Annotated in this window: 16 protein-coding genes; 6 read left to right on the plus strand and 10 right to left on the minus strand. The window is 70.3% G+C overall.

Going from position 1 to position 16,333, the window contains the following annotated elements; translation table 11 throughout:
* The first annotated feature begins 9 nt into the window (after positions 1-9).
* Positions 10-1,011: a threonine aldolase family protein gene (locus tag ASH02_RS09165; RefSeq protein WP_056676676.1), complete on the plus strand. Its 1,002-nt coding sequence runs from the start codon at positions 10-12 to the stop codon at positions 1,009-1,011.
* A 130-nt stretch (positions 1,012-1,141) separates the two neighbouring features.
* Here ASH02_RS09165 and ASH02_RS26625 read toward each other — a convergent pair whose 3' ends face one another.
* The 9 genes from ASH02_RS26625 to ASH02_RS09210 form a co-directional block, all read right to left on the minus strand.
* Positions 1,142-3,088 (minus strand): hypothetical protein, encoded by a 1,947-nt coding sequence (locus ASH02_RS26625; RefSeq protein WP_200959110.1) that lies wholly within the window; start codon positions 3,086-3,088, stop codon positions 1,142-1,144.
* Positions 3,089-3,231: 143 nt separating this feature from the next.
* Positions 3,232-4,329, minus strand: coding sequence for a zinc ribbon domain-containing protein (locus ASH02_RS09175; RefSeq protein WP_156388621.1), 1,098 nt, complete (start codon positions 4,327-4,329; stop codon positions 3,232-3,234).
* A 48-nt stretch (positions 4,330-4,377) separates the two neighbouring features.
* A complete protein-coding gene (locus ASH02_RS09180) occupies positions 4,378-5,199 on the minus strand; it encodes a siderophore-interacting protein (RefSeq protein ID WP_056676687.1) in 822 nt (273 codons plus the stop codon).
* A 101-nt stretch (positions 5,200-5,300) separates the two neighbouring features.
* Positions 5,301-6,344, minus strand: a complete 1,044-nt coding sequence (aroF, locus tag ASH02_RS09185) for a 3-deoxy-7-phosphoheptulonate synthase (protein WP_056676690.1) — start codon at positions 6,342-6,344, stop codon at positions 5,301-5,303.
* Positions 6,345-6,386: 42 nt separating this feature from the next.
* Positions 6,387-6,884: an SRPBCC family protein gene (locus ASH02_RS09190; protein ID WP_056676693.1), complete on the minus strand. Its 498-nt coding sequence runs from the start codon at positions 6,882-6,884 to the stop codon at positions 6,387-6,389.
* Between the two features lie 139 nt (positions 6,885-7,023).
* Complete coding sequence (locus ASH02_RS09195) at positions 7,024-7,920, minus strand: DMT family transporter (RefSeq protein WP_235532485.1); 897 nt, start codon at positions 7,918-7,920, stop codon at positions 7,024-7,026.
* Entirely contained in the window at positions 7,917-8,819 is a 903-nt protein-coding gene (locus tag ASH02_RS09200; protein ID WP_056676695.1) for a deoxyribonuclease IV, read from the minus strand. The genes ASH02_RS09195 and ASH02_RS09200 overlap by 4 nt, the downstream gene beginning before the upstream one ends.
* A gap of 76 nt (positions 8,820-8,895) precedes the next feature.
* On the minus strand, positions 8,896-10,950 hold the full coding sequence (gene pknB / locus ASH02_RS09205) for a Stk1 family PASTA domain-containing Ser/Thr kinase (protein ID WP_056676698.1): 2,055 nt from the start codon (positions 10,948-10,950) through the stop codon (positions 8,896-8,898).
* Between the two features lie 104 nt (positions 10,951-11,054).
* On the minus strand, positions 11,055-11,921 hold the full coding sequence (locus ASH02_RS09210) for a lytic transglycosylase domain-containing protein (protein WP_056676702.1): 867 nt from the start codon (positions 11,919-11,921) through the stop codon (positions 11,055-11,057).
* Between the two features lie 184 nt (positions 11,922-12,105).
* Between ASH02_RS09210 and ASH02_RS09215 the strand changes: the two genes are divergently transcribed.
* Genes ASH02_RS09215 through ASH02_RS09225 form a run of 3 tightly spaced genes read left to right on the plus strand, consistent with a single transcriptional unit; the run spans position 12,106 to position 13,428 of the window.
* Positions 12,106-12,477 (plus strand): Rv2175c family DNA-binding protein, encoded by a 372-nt coding sequence (locus tag ASH02_RS09215; protein WP_056676705.1) that lies wholly within the window; start codon positions 12,106-12,108, stop codon positions 12,475-12,477.
* An 11-nt stretch (positions 12,478-12,488) separates the two neighbouring features.
* A complete protein-coding gene (locus ASH02_RS25610; RefSeq protein ID WP_235532487.1) occupies positions 12,489-12,995 on the plus strand; it encodes a ribonuclease domain-containing protein in 507 nt (168 codons plus the stop codon).
* Positions 12,996-13,008: 13 nt separating this feature from the next.
* The gene (locus ASH02_RS09225; protein ID WP_082563516.1) at positions 13,009-13,428 is read left to right on the plus strand and encodes a barstar family protein; all 420 of its coding nucleotides are present in this window, start codon (positions 13,009-13,011) and stop codon (positions 13,426-13,428) included.
* Between the two features lie 119 nt (positions 13,429-13,547).
* Here ASH02_RS09225 and ASH02_RS09230 read toward each other — a convergent pair whose 3' ends face one another.
* Positions 13,548-14,621: a polyprenyl synthetase family protein gene (locus ASH02_RS09230; protein ID WP_056676711.1), complete on the minus strand. Its 1,074-nt coding sequence runs from the start codon at positions 14,619-14,621 to the stop codon at positions 13,548-13,550.
* A gap of 76 nt (positions 14,622-14,697) precedes the next feature.
* Between ASH02_RS09230 and metF the strand changes: the two genes are divergently transcribed.
* Positions 14,698-15,588, plus strand: coding sequence for a methylenetetrahydrofolate reductase [NAD(P)H] (gene metF, locus ASH02_RS09235; protein ID WP_056676714.1), 891 nt, complete (start codon positions 14,698-14,700; stop codon positions 15,586-15,588).
* 54 nt (positions 15,589-15,642) lie between these two features.
* A complete protein-coding gene (locus ASH02_RS09240; RefSeq protein ID WP_056676717.1) occupies positions 15,643-16,248 on the plus strand; it encodes an SIMPL domain-containing protein in 606 nt (201 codons plus the stop codon).
* Positions 16,249-16,333: the final 85 nt, after the last annotated feature.

Genomic DNA, 16,333 nt, shown 5'->3' on the forward strand with positions numbered 1-16,333 from the left:
GATGGCCGCATGAGTGACGTCGTCGACCTGCGCAGTGACACCCTGACCCGCCCCACGGCGGCGATGCGGGCGGCGATGGCCGACGCCGAGGTGGGCGACGACGTGTACGGCGAGGACCCCACCGTGCGTGAGCTGGAGGAACGGGTCGCCGACCTCTTCGGTCATGAGGCGGCGCTCTTCACCCCCACCGGGTCGATGGCCAACGTGCTCGCCGTACGCACTGTCGCCGGTGTCGGGCAGGAGGTGCTGTGCGACGCACGGGCCCACATCGCCCGCGCCGAGCTCGGTGCCCACGCGGCGTACACCGGCATCACGATGCGCACCTGGAGCCACCCGCTCGGAGGCGTCGACCTGCCCGCGATCAAGGAGCTCTTCGCACCCGACATGGGTCCGTTCTTCGTGCCCACTGCCGCGATCGCCGTCGAGAACACCCACAACTTCGCCGGCGGCACGGTCGTGCCGATCGAGGACCTGCAGGCGCTTCGGGCGTACGCCGACTCGGTCGACGTCCGCATCCACCTCGACGGCGCCCGGATCTGGAACGCGCACGTCGCGACCGGTGTCCCACTGCGCGACTACGGGCAGGTCGCCGACGTGCTGGCCGTCTGTCTCTCCAAGGGACTGGGCGCGCCGGTCGGGTCGCTGGTGGTGGGCAACGCCGCGGCGATCGAGGAGAGCCGGGTGTGGCGCAAGCGCATGGGAGGCGGCATGCGCCAGGTCGGCATCCTGGCCGCGGCCGGTATCCACGCGCTGGACCACCACGTCGAGCGACTGGCCGAGGACCACGACAACGCCAGGTTGCTCGCCGAGGCGCTCGGCGTCGACCCGGCCACCGTGCACACCAACATCGTGGTGGTCGACCGTGAAGACGCCGCGGCGTTCGTGGCCGCAGCGGGGGAGTCCGGTGTACGCATCTCGGCAGTCGGGCCCACGGCCGTGCGCCTGGTCACCCATCTCGACGTGAGCCGCCAGGACGCCGAGCGCGCAGCACTCGTGCTCACACGACTCTGAACATCGACAAGAATGCGATTCACAGGCACCAGGTGACTGCAGATCGCATCCTTGTGCGCGATCAAGCGTGAAACGACGACAGCCGTCGATCCGGAATCCGGACCGACGGCTGTCGGAGTGCAATGCAGACCTACTGCTGGGGCGGCTGCCAGCCACCCTGCGGGTTCTGCGGCGGCTGCTGGCCGTACGGCGGCTGCTGCTGACCCCACTGGTCCTGCTGAGGGGGCTGCCCCTGCGGAGGCTGGCCCTGAGGAGGCTGGCCCTGAGGAGGCTGCGGCTGGCTCCACTGCTGCTGACCGGGCTGGCCGTACTGCTGCGGAGGCGGCTGGGTGCCCCACTGCTGCTGGCCCGGCTGCTGACCCCACTGCTGCTGACCCGGCTGCTGGCCGGGTTGGCTCTGGAAGTTCGACGCCTTCGCCTTCAGCGCGTTGACGTCGAGCTTGCCCGTCACCACGAGGATCACGGCTGCCGCCACCAGGGAGAAGACCATGAAGAGCAACAGGGTGGTGCCGCCGGAGAGCCCGCCGGCGATCGTGTAGTTCTCGCTGTCGAACTCGCTGGTCACGTGAACGTTCGAGAGGCGGACGAGCAGCGGAACGACGATCAGCATCGAACCGATGTAGACGCCCACGTTGTAGAGCGGGTTGGCGGTTCCGGTCGAGCGCTTGATGACCATCCACACCGCGGCGGCGAGGGCCGGGATGCCGACCAGAAGCGCGACCCAGAAGATGGCGCCGTGGTCGCCGGCGAAGTCGCCGACCCAGGCGGGAGCGCCGCCGGCGTCGTCGATGGCTTCCTCGAGCTGGTCGGCGATGTCGTCGTCGCTGGACGAGGAATGGAAGCCGAGCTTCGACAGTGAGCCGAGGCCGATCATGTGCAGGCCGATGCCGGGCAGGTTGCCGAGCAGGCCCATTGCGGGCGCGAACCCGCGGGCATCCTTCTCGCCGGCGATGATCGCCACCATGTAGAGGAGCCCGGCCGGGATGGTGGCCAGGATCAGGGTGGTGAAGCCGATGATCGGCGCGGCCACGAAGTCGTGCACCTTGGCCAGCACCTTGTCGCCCAACCAGTCGCGGCGGACCAGGCAGGTCAGGGCCAGGACCAGCGCGAGGATGATCAGCGGCAGAAAGATCGACCCGCCGATGGACAACGTGAACTTGCCGTTCGCGAGGCCCACGGGCGCGCCGAGGAAGTCGAAGTCCTCGCTCTCGCCGCCGGAGCTCTCGTAGCCCTTGAGCTTGGGCTCCCAGATCTTCATCACGATGGCCAGCACCGTGCTGAAGACGGCAAGGATCAGCGCCGCACGAACGGCGTCGATCAGGGCTTCCTTCACGCTGGTGTAGTTGGCCGTCGAACGGCGGAAGAGATAGACCGCCGCACCCAGGGCGAGGAGCGTGGCGAGCAAGGGGTACTGGCCCAATGACGTGGTGGCGTCGCCGTCGTCCTGGATCAGGTCGGCGCCGAACGTGGCACCGGTCAGCAGGAAGGTGGCGCCAATGGCGCTGGCCACATCGAGCTTGTCGGCAGTCGTGAACGCCAGGATCAGGGAGATCACGAACGCGACGCCAAGGGCCGCACCGGCCACCATGGCCATGCCGGCCCAGTTGCCGACGAGCAGCTTGCTGAAGTCGAAGTTCACACCGTTGCCGCCACCCTGGGGGCCGCCGTACTGCGGCTGACCCCACTGCTGCCCGGGCTGCTGACCCTGGGGAGCACCGTACTGCGGCTGCTGCGGGGCGCCGTACTGCTGGCCCTGGGGTGCGCCGTACTGCGGCTGCTGTGGGGCGCCGTACTGCTGCTGGCCCTGGGGTGCGCCGTACTGCGGCTGCTGTGGGGCGCCGTACTGCTGGCCCTGAGGGGCGGGCGGCTGCTGAGGCTGGCTCCACTGCTGCTGCTGGGGCTGCTGGGGCGGCGGCTGCTGAGCCGGGAACTGTGCGGTCGGCTCCTGGCCCCTGATCTGGGTCTGGCCCTCGTCAGGGGTGGGCGCCTCAGCGGCCGGTGCGAGGGTTGCCCCACACGCACCGCAGAAGGGCTGGCCCACCGTCGTCGCCGTACCGCATTGCGGGCACTGGCTCATGGTGATGACTCCGATCGTTGTGTCTCTCGCGACAACTGTTCAGTGACAGCACCCTAATGGTCCCCGGGTGCGGGCGCGCGCAGGCGCTGTCGTCGCGTCCGCGATACCCGGATCCGCGGGATTCAAACAACCAGGAGCAGGAGTCAGTCGGTGCTGCCCCGCAGCACGACCTCGCTGATCGCCGTGACGTCCCACAGCGGCGGACCCTTGTGGCCGCTCACGGACACGATGCGCATGCGGATCGTGCCGGTGACGGCGTCGTCGATGCGCATCACCTGCATGTCCGTGGTGTCGCGCAGCGTCTGCTCGACGGTGGTGCCGTCGTCGAAGAGCCACTCCACCTTGGTGATCTTGCGGTTGCGGTCGTACCAGTTGGCGCCGGGGTCCAACTTGGCGTAGCCGTTGATCATGCCGACCTCCTTGATCGTCGCCTCCTCGGGCAACGAGAAGGTGACGGTTCGGCCGGAGGCGTCCCCGGCGATGCGGTACGCCGTGGTGGGCGAGCCGTCGAACATGTTCGTCAGGGGGTAGGCGACCCGTTTGCCATTGACGTCGGTGCCGGGACGGCGCGGCTTGGGGCCGGAGGCGGTCGCTCCGGCGCCGAGGTCGACCGCGTCGGCGTCCTCGGGCGGCGGAATCGTCGGGGAGGGGTCCGTGCTCTCGGGAGCCGAGGGGGAACCGCCGTCAGTGGCGGCCTGCGACGAGTCGTCGTTGCCGCTCGTGTCGGTCGAGTCGTCGCCGCGGGTGCCGAGCCAGACACCGATGCCGGCCGCGATCACCATGGCCAGCAACAGCGGCACCATCCAGACCAACGGTGAGCGTTTGCGGCGGTCGGTCCCGGAGCGGTGGCTGCCACCCGCGTCGGCAGGCTCGGCGGGCGGTTGCCAGTCAGGAGCGAACGTCTGGTCGGTGTACGCCCGGTCGGCGAAGGGCTGCACCGCTGGGGTCTCGTCGTCGCGGATCCGGGTGGCGTTCTGCTCGGGCGAACGCGTCGGCACCTCGTCGGCGAACAGCGGCGGGGGAGACGGGGCCTGCGGAGGAGGCGGAGGCGTCGAGTACAACGGGAAGCGCGAGCCGGTCGCGGCATCGGGTTGTACGGCGGGCAGGCGCACCGACGTCTTCTCTGCAGGGGACTCGTCGCCGTGTCCGCCGGCCGCCGGTGACGGGGCGACAGGCGCGCCACAATTCGTGCAGAAGCGGCCCGGGCCGAGGCCCGCGCCGCAGTTCTTGCAGAAATTCATGTCTCTCCCTCGGACTGTCGCGCCGAGAATCCTAACCGAGGACGCCGCTCAGGCCTCTTGTCGGGCCAACTCGGACTTCCACTCGCGGAAGCCCTCCTCGGTGCGACCGCGGCGCCAGTAGCCGGAGATCGAGACGTCTGCCCTGGGAATTCCGCGCTCGTTGAGGAGCAGCGGGCGGAGGCCGTGCATGACGGCGGCGGCCTCTCCGTGCACGAAGGCCTGCACCGTCCCGGGCAGCCATTCGAGGTCGCGGACCGCCTCGACCAGGGGTGCCGCCGTGCCGGCACGCTCGTCGGGTACGTCGTGGGACGGCGCGCCACGGAGCACCCACGTCACCTCGACGTTCTCACCCTCACCGAGCTCGATGACGTCGTCCTCGGCGGCGACCTCGACCAGGACCCGGGCCACGGCGTCGGGCGCCAGCGCGTCGAGCGCTGCCGCCACGGCCGGCAGGCCGGCCTCGTCGGCGACCAGCAGGTGCCAGTCGACGTCGGCCCGGGGTGCGTAACCGCCCCCCGGTCCGTTGGCGAGCAGCTCATCGCCCGCGGATGCTGCGGCTGCCCACGGACCGGCCACACCCTCGGTGCCGTGCACGACGAAGTCGATGGACAGCGTTCCGGCCGGTACGTCGAGGGTGCGGACCGTGTAAGTGCGGACGACGGGCTGGTCCTCGGCCGGCATCGACCGGACCACCTGCATGTCGAAGGGTTCGGGGTAGACGACGCCGGGCTTGCGGAAGACCAGCTTCACGTAGCGGTCGGTGTCGGTGCTCTCGGCGAAGTTGGCCAGGTCGCCGGTGAAGTGGACCCGCACCAGGTGCGGGGTCAGCTGCTCGGAGGTGGTGACGGTGAGCAGGGTGGGGGCTGGCAAGGGATCTCCTGGGGCGAGCGTGCGACGCCTCGACGTGACCGGGTCACGGGACGTGGGGACACCCTCGTTCTATCCGACCGGGCGAAATCCGTCGGGCAGCGTCAGCGAATCATCGTGCCGGCGTCGACCCGGCCGACGACCTTCGGCAGCTTGCGCACGGCCTGGGCCAGCTCGCGCAGGTCGTTGCCCAGCAGGGCCTGCGGACCGTCACAGAGCGCGACCTCGGGTTTCGGGTGGACGTCGACGATCACGCCGTCGGCGCCGACCGCGATGCCGGCCCGGGCGAGGGGTACGACGAGGTCCTTGCGCCCGGCGGCGTGGGACGGGTCGATGATGATCGGCAGGTGACTGGTGGCCTGCACCACCGGGACGGCGGAGATGTCGAGGGTGTTGCGGGTCGACGGCTCGAACGTCCGGATGCCGCGCTCGCACAGCACGATGTCGAGGTTGCCGCGCTGGGCGACGTACTCGGCGGCCATCAGCCACTCCTCGATGGTCGCGTTCATGCCGCGCTTGAGGAGCACCGGCTTGCCGGCCTCGCCGACCGCCTGGAGGAGTCCGAAGTTCGCGGCGTTGCGGGTGCCGATCTGCAGCATGTCGGCGTACTCCGCGACCACGGGGACATCGCGGGCGTCGACCACCTCGGTCACCACCGGCATGCCGGTCGCTTCTCGCACACCGGCGAGGATCTCGAGGCCGGCCACGCCCAGGCCCTGGAAGGCGTACGGCGAGGTGCGCGGCTTGAACGCACCGCCCCGCAGGATCGTGGCGCCGGCGGACTGGGCCATGCGGGCCGCCTCGACGGTCTGCTCGGCGGACTCGACGGCGCAGGGGCCGGCCAGGAACGTGAACGAGTCGGGGCCGATCGGGACACGCCTGCCCTCGGGGCCCACCCAGACGGTCGAGCGTTCGGCGTGGTGCTGCCGGCTGACCAGCTTGTAGGGGTCGGAGATGCGGTGCACGTCGGCGACACCCCGGAGGGTGCGCAGGTTGAGGTGGTGGAACGACTCGATGTCGCCGACCAGGCCGATGATGGTGCGCACGACACCCTTGGACACGAAGGCCTCGCCACCGACGCCTTCGACCCGCGAGACGACCCGCGCGATGTCTTCGTCGGTGGCGTCGGGGGACATGACGACAACCATGAACTGAGACTAGTGGCGGGCCCCGGTGCCGTCAGGGAGTATTCAGGATGCGGAACCGAGTCGTGACCTGCCGCCGATGCGCTGCTCGGCCTCGGCCTTGATGTCCTCCAGGTCGTGGGTGAGCATCCGCCGGGTCGCGTCGAAGCTGAAGCCGCCCCAGATGTTCCACATCAGGGACTCGGCCCGGTTGCGCTCGCCGATGTCGATGTTGGCGGTCAGCAGCAGCTTGGTGCGCTCGCCGGTGTGCGACTGCAGCGAATAGGCGGTGCGGATCCGGTCGTGGCCCAGCCTCGTCTCGTGGATCGTGCGGTGTGGCGCCTCGGCCACGGTGACCTCCAGCTCCTCTACGCCGTGGTGGCCGAACATCGTCCGCTTCTCGCGCCACGTGGTGCCAGCGGCGTACGGGCCGTCGCTGGTCAGTTCGACCGAGTCGACGCTGCGGAGGATGTGGTCGGCGTGGACCAGGTCGGTGAGCACTTGCCACACCGTGTCCGGATCGGCCTCGACCTCCGTGTTCAGGTGGATCACGTGTCCAGTCATGATGACCTCCTCGTGACTCCCATGGTCCTCTTCGGGCACCGGGCTGTCGAGGCCGCGACGACCCTGCCGGCCCCTGCAGCCACCGAACAGTCAGCAGGTTCTGGGGCACCGAAACGTGCGGACTGTTCGGTAACGGGGGTCAGACGGCGATGTGGGTGACCTCGGCCTCGATCTTGCGGCGCGGCATCAGCTCCACCACCAGCATCGCCGCGAAGACCAGCAGCCCGCCGGAGAGAAGTCGCGCGGTGAGGTGCTCGCCGCCGGCCAGCACCGCGAAGACCGCGGCAAAGACCGGCTCCATGCTCATGATGATCGCGCTGCGCGTGGGAGGCAGGTGGGCCTGCGCCCAGGTCTGGCCGGCCATCGCGAAGGCGCCCGCGCCGAGCGCCATGTAGACGATGCTGAGCCAGTCACGGCCGTTGTCCGGCAGGGTGATCCCGTTCGGCACCGCGCCGAGGAAGCAGACCACCGAGATCACCGCGAGCTGCACGATCGCCATGCCCATCGCCTCGTCGGCGTTCGACCAGGCACCGAGCCCCACGATGTGCAGCGCGTAGATCAGGGCCGCGATCAACGTGATGCCCTCGCCGTACCCGAAGGCGAGCCCGCCGGGCTGCAGGGTCAGCAGGGCGATGCCGCCGATCGCCATCGCGACCGCCACCCAGGTCAGCTTCCCGATGCGGGTGCGAAGCAGTACGGCGGCCAGCAACGGCGTGCACACGACGTACAGCCCGGTGATGAAGCCGGAGACCGACGCGGCGGTGTGGGCCAGCCCGACGGTCTGCAGCACCTGTGCGCCGGCATAGAGCACACCGAGGACGACGGCCTGCCGGCGTGACTGCGCGGAGAGGCGGCCGAGCGCCTTGGGGAAGATCAGCAACAGTGCGACCGTGGCGATCGGGAAGCGCACCGCCAGGAAGTCGAGGGCACTGATCCGCTCCGAGAGGTCCTTGATCAGGAAGAACGTCGAGCCCCACATGGCCGTCATCGCCAGCAGGACGACGGTGGCCAGCCGGGCGGTTCGGGTCTCGTTCACGCCCCGTCCCCGGCGCGGGCCTGCTCGCGCAGCTTCTTGAGCAGGTCTGCGTCGGGGTTGCCCGGGTCGCGGGAGCCGGGGGTCTCCAGGATGAACGGCACGCCGGAGGTGGCGGGGTGCGCGAACAGGTCGCGGAAGGAGTCCTCGCCGATGTGTCCGGCGCCGATGTTCTGGTGGCGGTCCTTGAAGGCTCCGCGCACGTCCATGGAGTCGTTGGCGTGGATCAGGCGGAGTCGGCCGGGCCCACCGATCTCGACGATGCGGTCGACGGTGGCCGCCGTACCACCCTCTTCGTCGAGCGGTGCCCCGGCCGCGAAGACGTGGCAGGTGTCGAGGCAGATGCCGGCCTTGGGGTGGAAGTCGAGTGCGGCGAGGTAGGGCTGGAGGTCCTCGACGCCGGCACACAGGGAGCGGCCCTGGCCGGCGGTCGGCTCCAGCAGCAGCCACGGGGCGTCGTCGTCCTCGATCGCCTCGAGCAGCGGGAGCAGGCCCTCGCGGACCTGGCGCATCGCCGCGTCGTACTTGTCGCTGCTCTCGGTCGGGTCGACGAACGAACCTGTGTGCACCACGACGCCCTCGGCGCCGATCTCGGCGGCCCGCTTCAGGTTGTGGGCCACGGTGGCCACCGACTTCTCGTACGTCGCGGACGTCGGCGAGCCGAGGTTCACCAGGTAGGGAGCGTGGATGAACGAGCGCGTGCCGCTCTCGGCGCATGCCTCCCGGAACGCCTTGTCCTGTGCCGGATTGCCGGCGCTGGCGGCCCAACCCCGCGGGTTGCCGACGAAGACCTGGAGCGTCTCGTAGCCGAGCTCACGGGCATCGGTCAGGGCTCCCGCGGCGAGGCCCTTGCCGACCGCGACATGGGAACCGACGGGATTGCGAAGCGCGGCGTCAGACATGCGGCCAAGGCTATCCGTGGGCCCACCACGCTGGTTGAGGAGGTTGCGCAGCAACCGTCTCGAAACCACCAGGGCGTCAGACGATGGTGATGGTGACCGTGCTGCCCCTGGGGACCATCTCGCCGCGGCCGGGCGAGGTGCTCAGCACGTAGCCCAGGCCGATGTAGTTCTCGTGGTGCTCGACGTTGACCTTGAACCCGGCGTCCTCGAGGGTGTCGCGGGCCGCGTCCTGGCCCATGCCGACCACGCGAGGGACCTCGATCAGCTCGGGTCCCTTGGAGACCTTCAGCTCGACCGTGTCGTCCTTGAAGAGCTCGCCGGTGCCGGGGCTCTGCGAGATGACGTTGCCCTCGGGCACGTCGTCATCGAACTCCTCGGACCGGTCGACCTTCAGGTCCCTCTTCGAGAACCAGGCCTCGGCCTTGTCGGCGTCCTTGCCGGTCCAGTCGATCAGCTTGATCGGCCGCGGTCCCTGGCTGAGGTAGATGTCGACGGTTGCGCCGGGCTTCTGGGAGGTTCCCGGCTTCGGGTTGCTGCTGATCGCCTGGCCCGCGGGGATGGTCGGGTGGTAGCGCGGGATCGACCGGCCGAACTCGAGATGCGCGTCCTGGATCGCCGCCTGGGCGTCGTCCTCGGACCTGCCGCGCACCTTCGGGACGTCGTACCGCTCCTTGCCCAGCGACAGCACGACCGTGACCGTGCCGTCGTCGAGCACCCGGTCGCCGGGGCCGGGGTCGGTGCTGATCACCGCGCCCTTGGCGACGCTCTCGGAGTATTCGGGGTCGCCCTCGGCGTACTCCAGGCCAGCCTTCTCGATCTTCTGCTGAGCCTCGGCGGCGGTGAGCTCGAGCACCCCGGGCGCCGTCGTGTAGCGGGCGACGCCGAACCAGTACGCGCCTCCGCCGATGACCAGTGCGGCGACCAGGGCGAGCACCAGCAGCAGTGGACCGCGTCGCCGGCGCGGTCGGTCTCCGTCGTCATCCCGCTCGCCCTCGTTCCACGGCGGTACGCCGGACGGGTCGGCCGGTCGTGCGATGGGGGGCTGGCCGCCGGCTTGAGCGGCCATCACCTCGTCGCGGTCGATGTGGCTGGTCATCGGGAACTGCTCGACGGCTTGCGCCGGCCGGATCTGGGTGTCGGTGGCGCTCGGACCGGCCTGCTCCAGCGGGTCCTGGGCGGTGTCCTCGCGGAACTGGTCCTCCTCGAGCGCGCGCGCCGACGGAGGTGCGAGGTCGGCGACCAGCTCCGGGTCGTCGACGACGCCCTCGGCCAGCGCCTGGGCCACCCGGTGCACCTGGTGCAGCAGCACCCGGGCGTCCGCTGGCCGGTGCGAGCGATCGCGTGCGGTGGCGCGGGCCACCAGCGCGTCGACGTACGCCGGGATGCCGGGCACGCTGCGCGACGGTGGAGGGACGTCCTCGTGCACGTGCTTGTAGGCGACCTGGATCGGCGACTCGCCCTCGTGCGGCTTGCGGCCGGTGAGCAGCTCGTAGAGCACGACCCCGGCTGCGTAGACGTCGGCGCGGGTGTCGGCCCGGCCGTCGACGACGAGCTCGGGGGCGAGGTAGGAGACGGTCCCGATCAGCACCCCGCCGGTCGCCGTGTGCTGCGTGTCGGCGCTGATCGCCTTGGCCAGGCCGAAGTCGGCGACCTTCACCCGGCCGTCGTCGGAGATCAGCACGTTCTCGGGCTTGATGTCGCGGTGGATCAGCTGCGCCTGGTGCGCGGCGCTGAGTGCGGAGAGCACCGGCTCGATCAGCGCAAGCGCCTTGCGCGGAGCCATCGGCGCTTCCTTGCGGATCACGTCTCGCAGGGTGTGGCCCGGGACGTACTCCATGGCCAGGTAGATCGTGCCGTGGTCGCGGCCCTGGTCGTAGACGCCGACGACGTGGGGGTGCGAGAGCTTGGCGGCGTGCCTGGCCTCGCGGACGAACCGTGCCGCGAAGTCCTCGTCGTCGCCCATGCCGGGGTGCATCACCTTCAGCGCGACGGTGCGGTCGAGGCGGTCGTCGTGGGCCTCGTAGACCGAGGCCATGCCGCCGCTGGCGATGCGCGGCCCGACGCGGTAGCGGTTGTCGAGGAGTCGCCCGATCAACGGGTCGCTGAGGTCCCGTTCGTTGCGTGGCTCCACTGCTCGACCTCCGTGCACGGCTGGATGGGGAAGGATCCGCCGCACCCAATCCTACGGAACCCGGCGTGATCCGCCCCGCCACCGCTCATTCCGGCGTGGCGATGTCAGGGGTTGCCGGACTTCTCGAGGCGTCGCTGGATGGCCTGCACGTTGTCGACGTACGCCTTGGTCTCGCCGTACAGCCCGTGCTCGCGGACCGCTCCGAGGCCCTGGTAGTAGGCCCCGACCTGCTGCCGCCGGGTCTTCGTCATGTCGTCGAGAAGGTCGAGCAGGAGTACGCCGGCCAGCACGTTGTCGTGGGTGTGGCGCAGCTTGAGCGGGCGCCCGGCGTAGAGCGACATCCACTCGCCGGTGTCGGGGAGGACCTGCATGGCGCCGATCGCGTCCGCGCTCGAGACGTGGTGCATCTGCCAGCCCGACTCCTGCCAGGAGACGGCCAGCGCGAGGTGCGGGTCGACGCCGTGGTTGCGGGCGGTGCGCTCGATGATGTCGCGCACCTTCGCGCGGCTGGGATGCGCGGGCCTCGCGGTGCTCTTCCGGGGAGTGGCCCTGGCGGGCTTCCCGGCCTTCTTCGCGTGCTTCGTCTCGTGGGTGCCGGAGGTGGACTTGCCCGCCTTGGGCCGCTCGCCCTTGGGCAGGGCAGCGAGTACGACGGGGATCCGGATGCGGTCACCGACCTGCAGTGCGGCGGAGGGTCCGAGGTCGTTGAGCGAGATCAGCTCGGCGGTCCAGGCGTGGTACTTCACCGCGAGCTCGGTGGCGGTGTCGCCGGAGCGCACCGTGTGGCTCACGACCTTGCGGCCGGCCGGAAGGTCGTCGTCGGCCAGCGCGGGGGCGGCGGTCGCGACGAGTCCGGCGGTGACGGCTCCGGCGGTCAGGCGGCAGAGCCAGCGCAGGGGATGACGGGAGGTGCGGACGGGGGAACGGAACGTGGGTCGCAGGCGACTTCGGGCGGGGGTGGGGAAGGTCATGACGACTGGTCCCTTCGTCGAGCTGCCCGGTGCCCGGAGCTCCGAGTGCCCCGTGGGTGGCGGTCGGGCAGCCACACGACGGTAACCGCAGGTATCCAAGTTACTCAAGTGACAGGTGTGACTGGTGGGTCGAAATCGCGGAAGGGATTTCCGTCAACCCACCCGGGATGGAAGAGTTGGCGGAATGAACGACGCCGCCGCTTCCGGACCTGAGCTGGACACCCTCGTCGACGCCTGGCTGGACTGGTCGGAGACCGCCACAGCCCTCGGTGTCAGCGTCAACAAGGTCCGCACGATGATCCGCGAGCACGAGCTCGCCGCCGCCGTACCCACGCCGGGTGCCGGCCAGCAGGTGCCCGCCGCCTTCGTGCAGGAGGGCGAGGTCGTCAAGGGCCTGCCCGGCCTGCTCACGATGTTCCACGACGGCGGCTGGGACGACCGCGAGTGCATCGAGTGGATCTACACCGACGCAGACCTGCCCGGGCGCCCGATCGACGCCCTTCGTGAGAACCGCGGCTCCGAGGTCAAGCGCCGCGCCCAGGCCATCGCCCTCTGAGAGGTAGACCCGTGCGGCTGAGCAGGTCCCAACGGCAGATTCTCAGCCTGATCGCGTTCGTCGTGGTCGCCGGGCTGTGGTGGTGGTCGCAGCAGGGTTCGAGCGACACCGACAACGACGGCGGTACGACGACCGGCCGCGACTCCCAGACGTCGAGCTCGCCGCGCAGCACCCCGCGGGCCGACAGCAGCGGGGCCGACAACGGCTCGGGCACCTCGTCGGAGGTTGACCCCGAGTCGGGCCTGCACTGGATCAGCGCGAGCGACCTGCCCGCCGAGGCGCAGCAGACGCTGGACCTGATCGACGACGGCGGTCCCTACCCCTACGACCGTGACGGTGTCGTGTTCGAGAACCGCGAACGGATCCTGCCGCAGCAGCAACAGGGCTACTACCACGAGTACACCGTGCCGACGCCCGGTGAGGACGACCGCGGCGCCAGGCGCATCGTCACCGGTGACGACGACGAGTTCTTCTGGACCGCCGACCACTACGACTCGTTCGAGAGGATCGACCGATGAGCGGACTGCACTCATGAGTGGCTTGGCAGGAATTCTCGCCGGTCACCACGCGACCGGGGTGTTCACCTGGCACGCGGGCTTCGAGGTCGACGACGTCAGGCACGCGGTCGAGCACGCCGGCTGGCAGTTCGGGCACGTCGACGGCTGGGTCGCCACCACGAAGGCCGAGGTGCTCATCGCGCTGGGGGAGTCCCTGGCCTTCCCCGACTACTACGGCCGCAATTTCGACGCGCTGGCCGACTGCCTGGCCGATCTCGACCGCGACGTGGTGTTGCTCTGGGACGGCTGGAGCACCCTGGCCCGCGCGGACTCCACGGCCTTCGACATCACGCTCGACGTACTCACCGAACGTGCGCAGGCGCCTGGGAAGTTCGTCGTCCTGCTGCGCGGCGACGGCCCCGAGCTGCCGGCAGACATCGCGTCGCTCGACTAGCTCTCGCGGTGTCCCTCTGCTGGTTGAGCAGGGCGTTCTGCGCCCGGTGTCTCTCGGTGGTTGGGGAGGGCGTTCTGCGCCCGTCTCGAAACCATCGTGCGCCGATCGCCTCGCGGCGACTAGTGCGCGCGCTGCGTGACCGCCGACGACAGGTCACGCAGGGCGGCCTTCGCCTCGTCGAGCAGGTCGGCCTTCTCGAGCGCCTCGAGTGAGAGGCGCGACAGCTCGTCGATCATCGCCTCGACCTGCTGGTCGGCGCCGGACTCGATGATCAGCGCGCGCAGGTCCTCGACCTGGGCGGGCGAGAGCGCCGTGCCCAAGGCCTCGTCGAGTACGGCGGCGCGTTCGGCAGGCACCCCGTCGAGAGCCAGGGCGACGAGAACGGTGCGCTTCCCCTCGACCAGGTCGTCGCCCGCAGGCTTGCCGGTGACCTCGGGGTCACCGAAGACGCCGAGCTGGTCGTCGCGCAGCTGGAACGCCTCACCGAGCGGGAGGCCGAAGCCGGTCAGCTCGGAGAGCACGTCGTCAGAACCACCGGCCAGCGCCGCACCGACGTGCAGCGGGCGCTCGATGGAGTATTTCGCCGACTTGTAGCGCAACACCGTCATGGCCGTGTCGACGTCGGCGCGGCCGCGGGCCTGCACCGAGACGTCGAGGAACTGGCCGGCCACGACCTCGGAGCGGCAGATGTCGAAGACGTCGAGGGCGGGGGAGACCTTCTCGAGCGGCAGTCCGCAGCGCCGCAACAGCTCGTCGGCCCAGGTCAGCAGCAGGTCGCCGAGCAGGATCGCGGCGGCAGCGCCGTACTGCTCGGGGTCGCCGGTCCAACCGGCCCTGCCGTGCTCGGCCTCGAAGGCCCGGTGCGTGGCTGGGCGTCCGCGGCGGGTGTCGGAGGCGTCCATGAAGTCGTCGTGCACGAGCGCGCTGGCGTGCAGCAGTTCGAGCGCGGCGCAGGCACGCAGCAGTGAGCGTTCCTCGTCGGCGTTCGGCGTGGCCACCGCGCGGTAGCCCCAGTAGCAGAACGCGGCGCGGAACCGCTTGCCTCCGGCGACCGCGAGGCGGGCCTCGGCAAGCAGCCGCGCGGCATCGTCGCCGAGGGGCGCCAGTCGGATCGCCTGTTCGGCGAGGAAGTCGTCGATCACGGCCTGGAGGCCGGCCCTGAAGGCCGCAGGGTCGAGGGGATCCGCAGTCACGCCATGAGACTAGTCATCGGGTTCTGCTGGGTGGACGGCGGCCACCCAGCGCACAGGTGGAACCTAGACTTCCGCCATGGACCAGCAATCGCCGCGTGGCATCGGGCAACTCATCCGTGAGGGTGAGCGGTCGTTCTCGTTCGAGTTCTTCCCGCCGAAGGACGAAGCCGGCGAAGCGCAACTGTGGCAGGCGATCCGCGAGCTCGAGCCCTACCGGCCGACCTTCGTGTCGGTGACGTACGGCGCCGGCGGTACGACGCGCGACACCACCGTGGCGATCACCGCACGCATTGCCCGCGAGACCTCGATGGTCCCGATGGCCCACCTCACCTGCGTCGGCCACACCGTCGACGAGATCCGCGAGGTGCTGAAGTCGCTGACCGAGAGCGGAGTGCGCAACGTGCTCGCGCTGCGCGGCGACCCGCCGGGCGGCCCCGGCACCGCGTGGGAGGCCACCGAAGGCGGCGTCAACTACGCCTCCGAGCTGATCGGCGTGATCAAGGAGATCGCCGACGTGAGCGTCGGTGTCGCGGCGTTCCCCGAGGGTCACGTCGACGCGGCCAGCCTCGATGACGACGTGGCGGTGCTGCGCGCCAAGCAGGACGCCGGTGCCGAGTTCGCGGTCACCGAGATGGTGTTGCGCGCGGCCGACTACTTCGGGCTCGTCGAGCGGGCCCGGGCCACCGGCGTGGAGATCCCGATCATCCCCGGTGTCATGCCGATCCTGAACATCAACTCGATGCGACGCATGGTCGAGCTCTCCCGTCGAGAGCTGCCGACCGAGGTCGTCGACCGTTTGCGCCCCTTCGAGGAGGACCCGGCCGGGCTGCGTGCCGAGGGCATCCGCATCGCCACCGAGCTGTGCGAGGCGATGCTCGACGGAGGCGCCCCGGGGCTGCACTTCTACACGCTCAACCGCTCCAAGGCGACCCGCGAGATCTTCGAAGGCCTGCGCATCACCGTCTGAGCAGCCTGCAGCGTCTCGAAGCCGCGCATCACCAGCGGCCAGTACTGTCGTCGCATGGATCGCACAGTCACCGTCACCGGGCAGGGCACCGCCACCGCCGTGCCCGACAGCGCCGTGGTCCGCGTGGCGATTGCGCAACGTGCAGGCACGGTCGCGGCGGCGTTCCGAGCCGTGGCCGACGGGGTGGCCGTGGTGACCGCACGTGCTGCGGACTTCACCGAGCAGCGCCGCATCGCCTCGCGTGACCTCAACGTCTGGCCGGCCCACGACAACGAGGGACGCCAGTCCGGGTTCGAGGCCCGCCACGCGCTCGAGATCGGGTGCGCCGACCTCGAGTCCGCGAGCGCCCTGCTCGAGGCGCTGGTCGAGGCCGCAGGTGACCGCCTCCTGGTCGAGGGCGTCTCGCTCGAGGTCGCCGACCAGGCGGCGGCCGTGACCGCGGCCCGCGAGCTGGCGTACGCCGACGCGGTGGCACGGGCGACTCACGTAGCCGAGCTGGTCGGTGCCCGTCTCGGGCCGGTCGTGTCCGTGACCGAAGGCGGTGGCTTCCCGGGCCCGGTGGCCGGACTGCGCGCCGCCAAGGCCGACCTGGCGTTCGCGCCGGGGGAGGCCTCGATCGGCGTCACCCTCCAGGTCTCCTGGCAGCTCGAACTCGACTGACGTCCTGCGTTCTGGTCGCCGGGGCCGCCGCACCGCAGGACGTCCCGCACAATGTCCTGCGTTCTGGTCGCCGGGGGTGCCGCAC

This window comes from Nocardioides sp. Soil796 (assembly GCF_001429525.1).
GTDB lineage: Bacteria > Actinomycetota > Actinomycetes > Propionibacteriales > Nocardioidaceae > Nocardioides.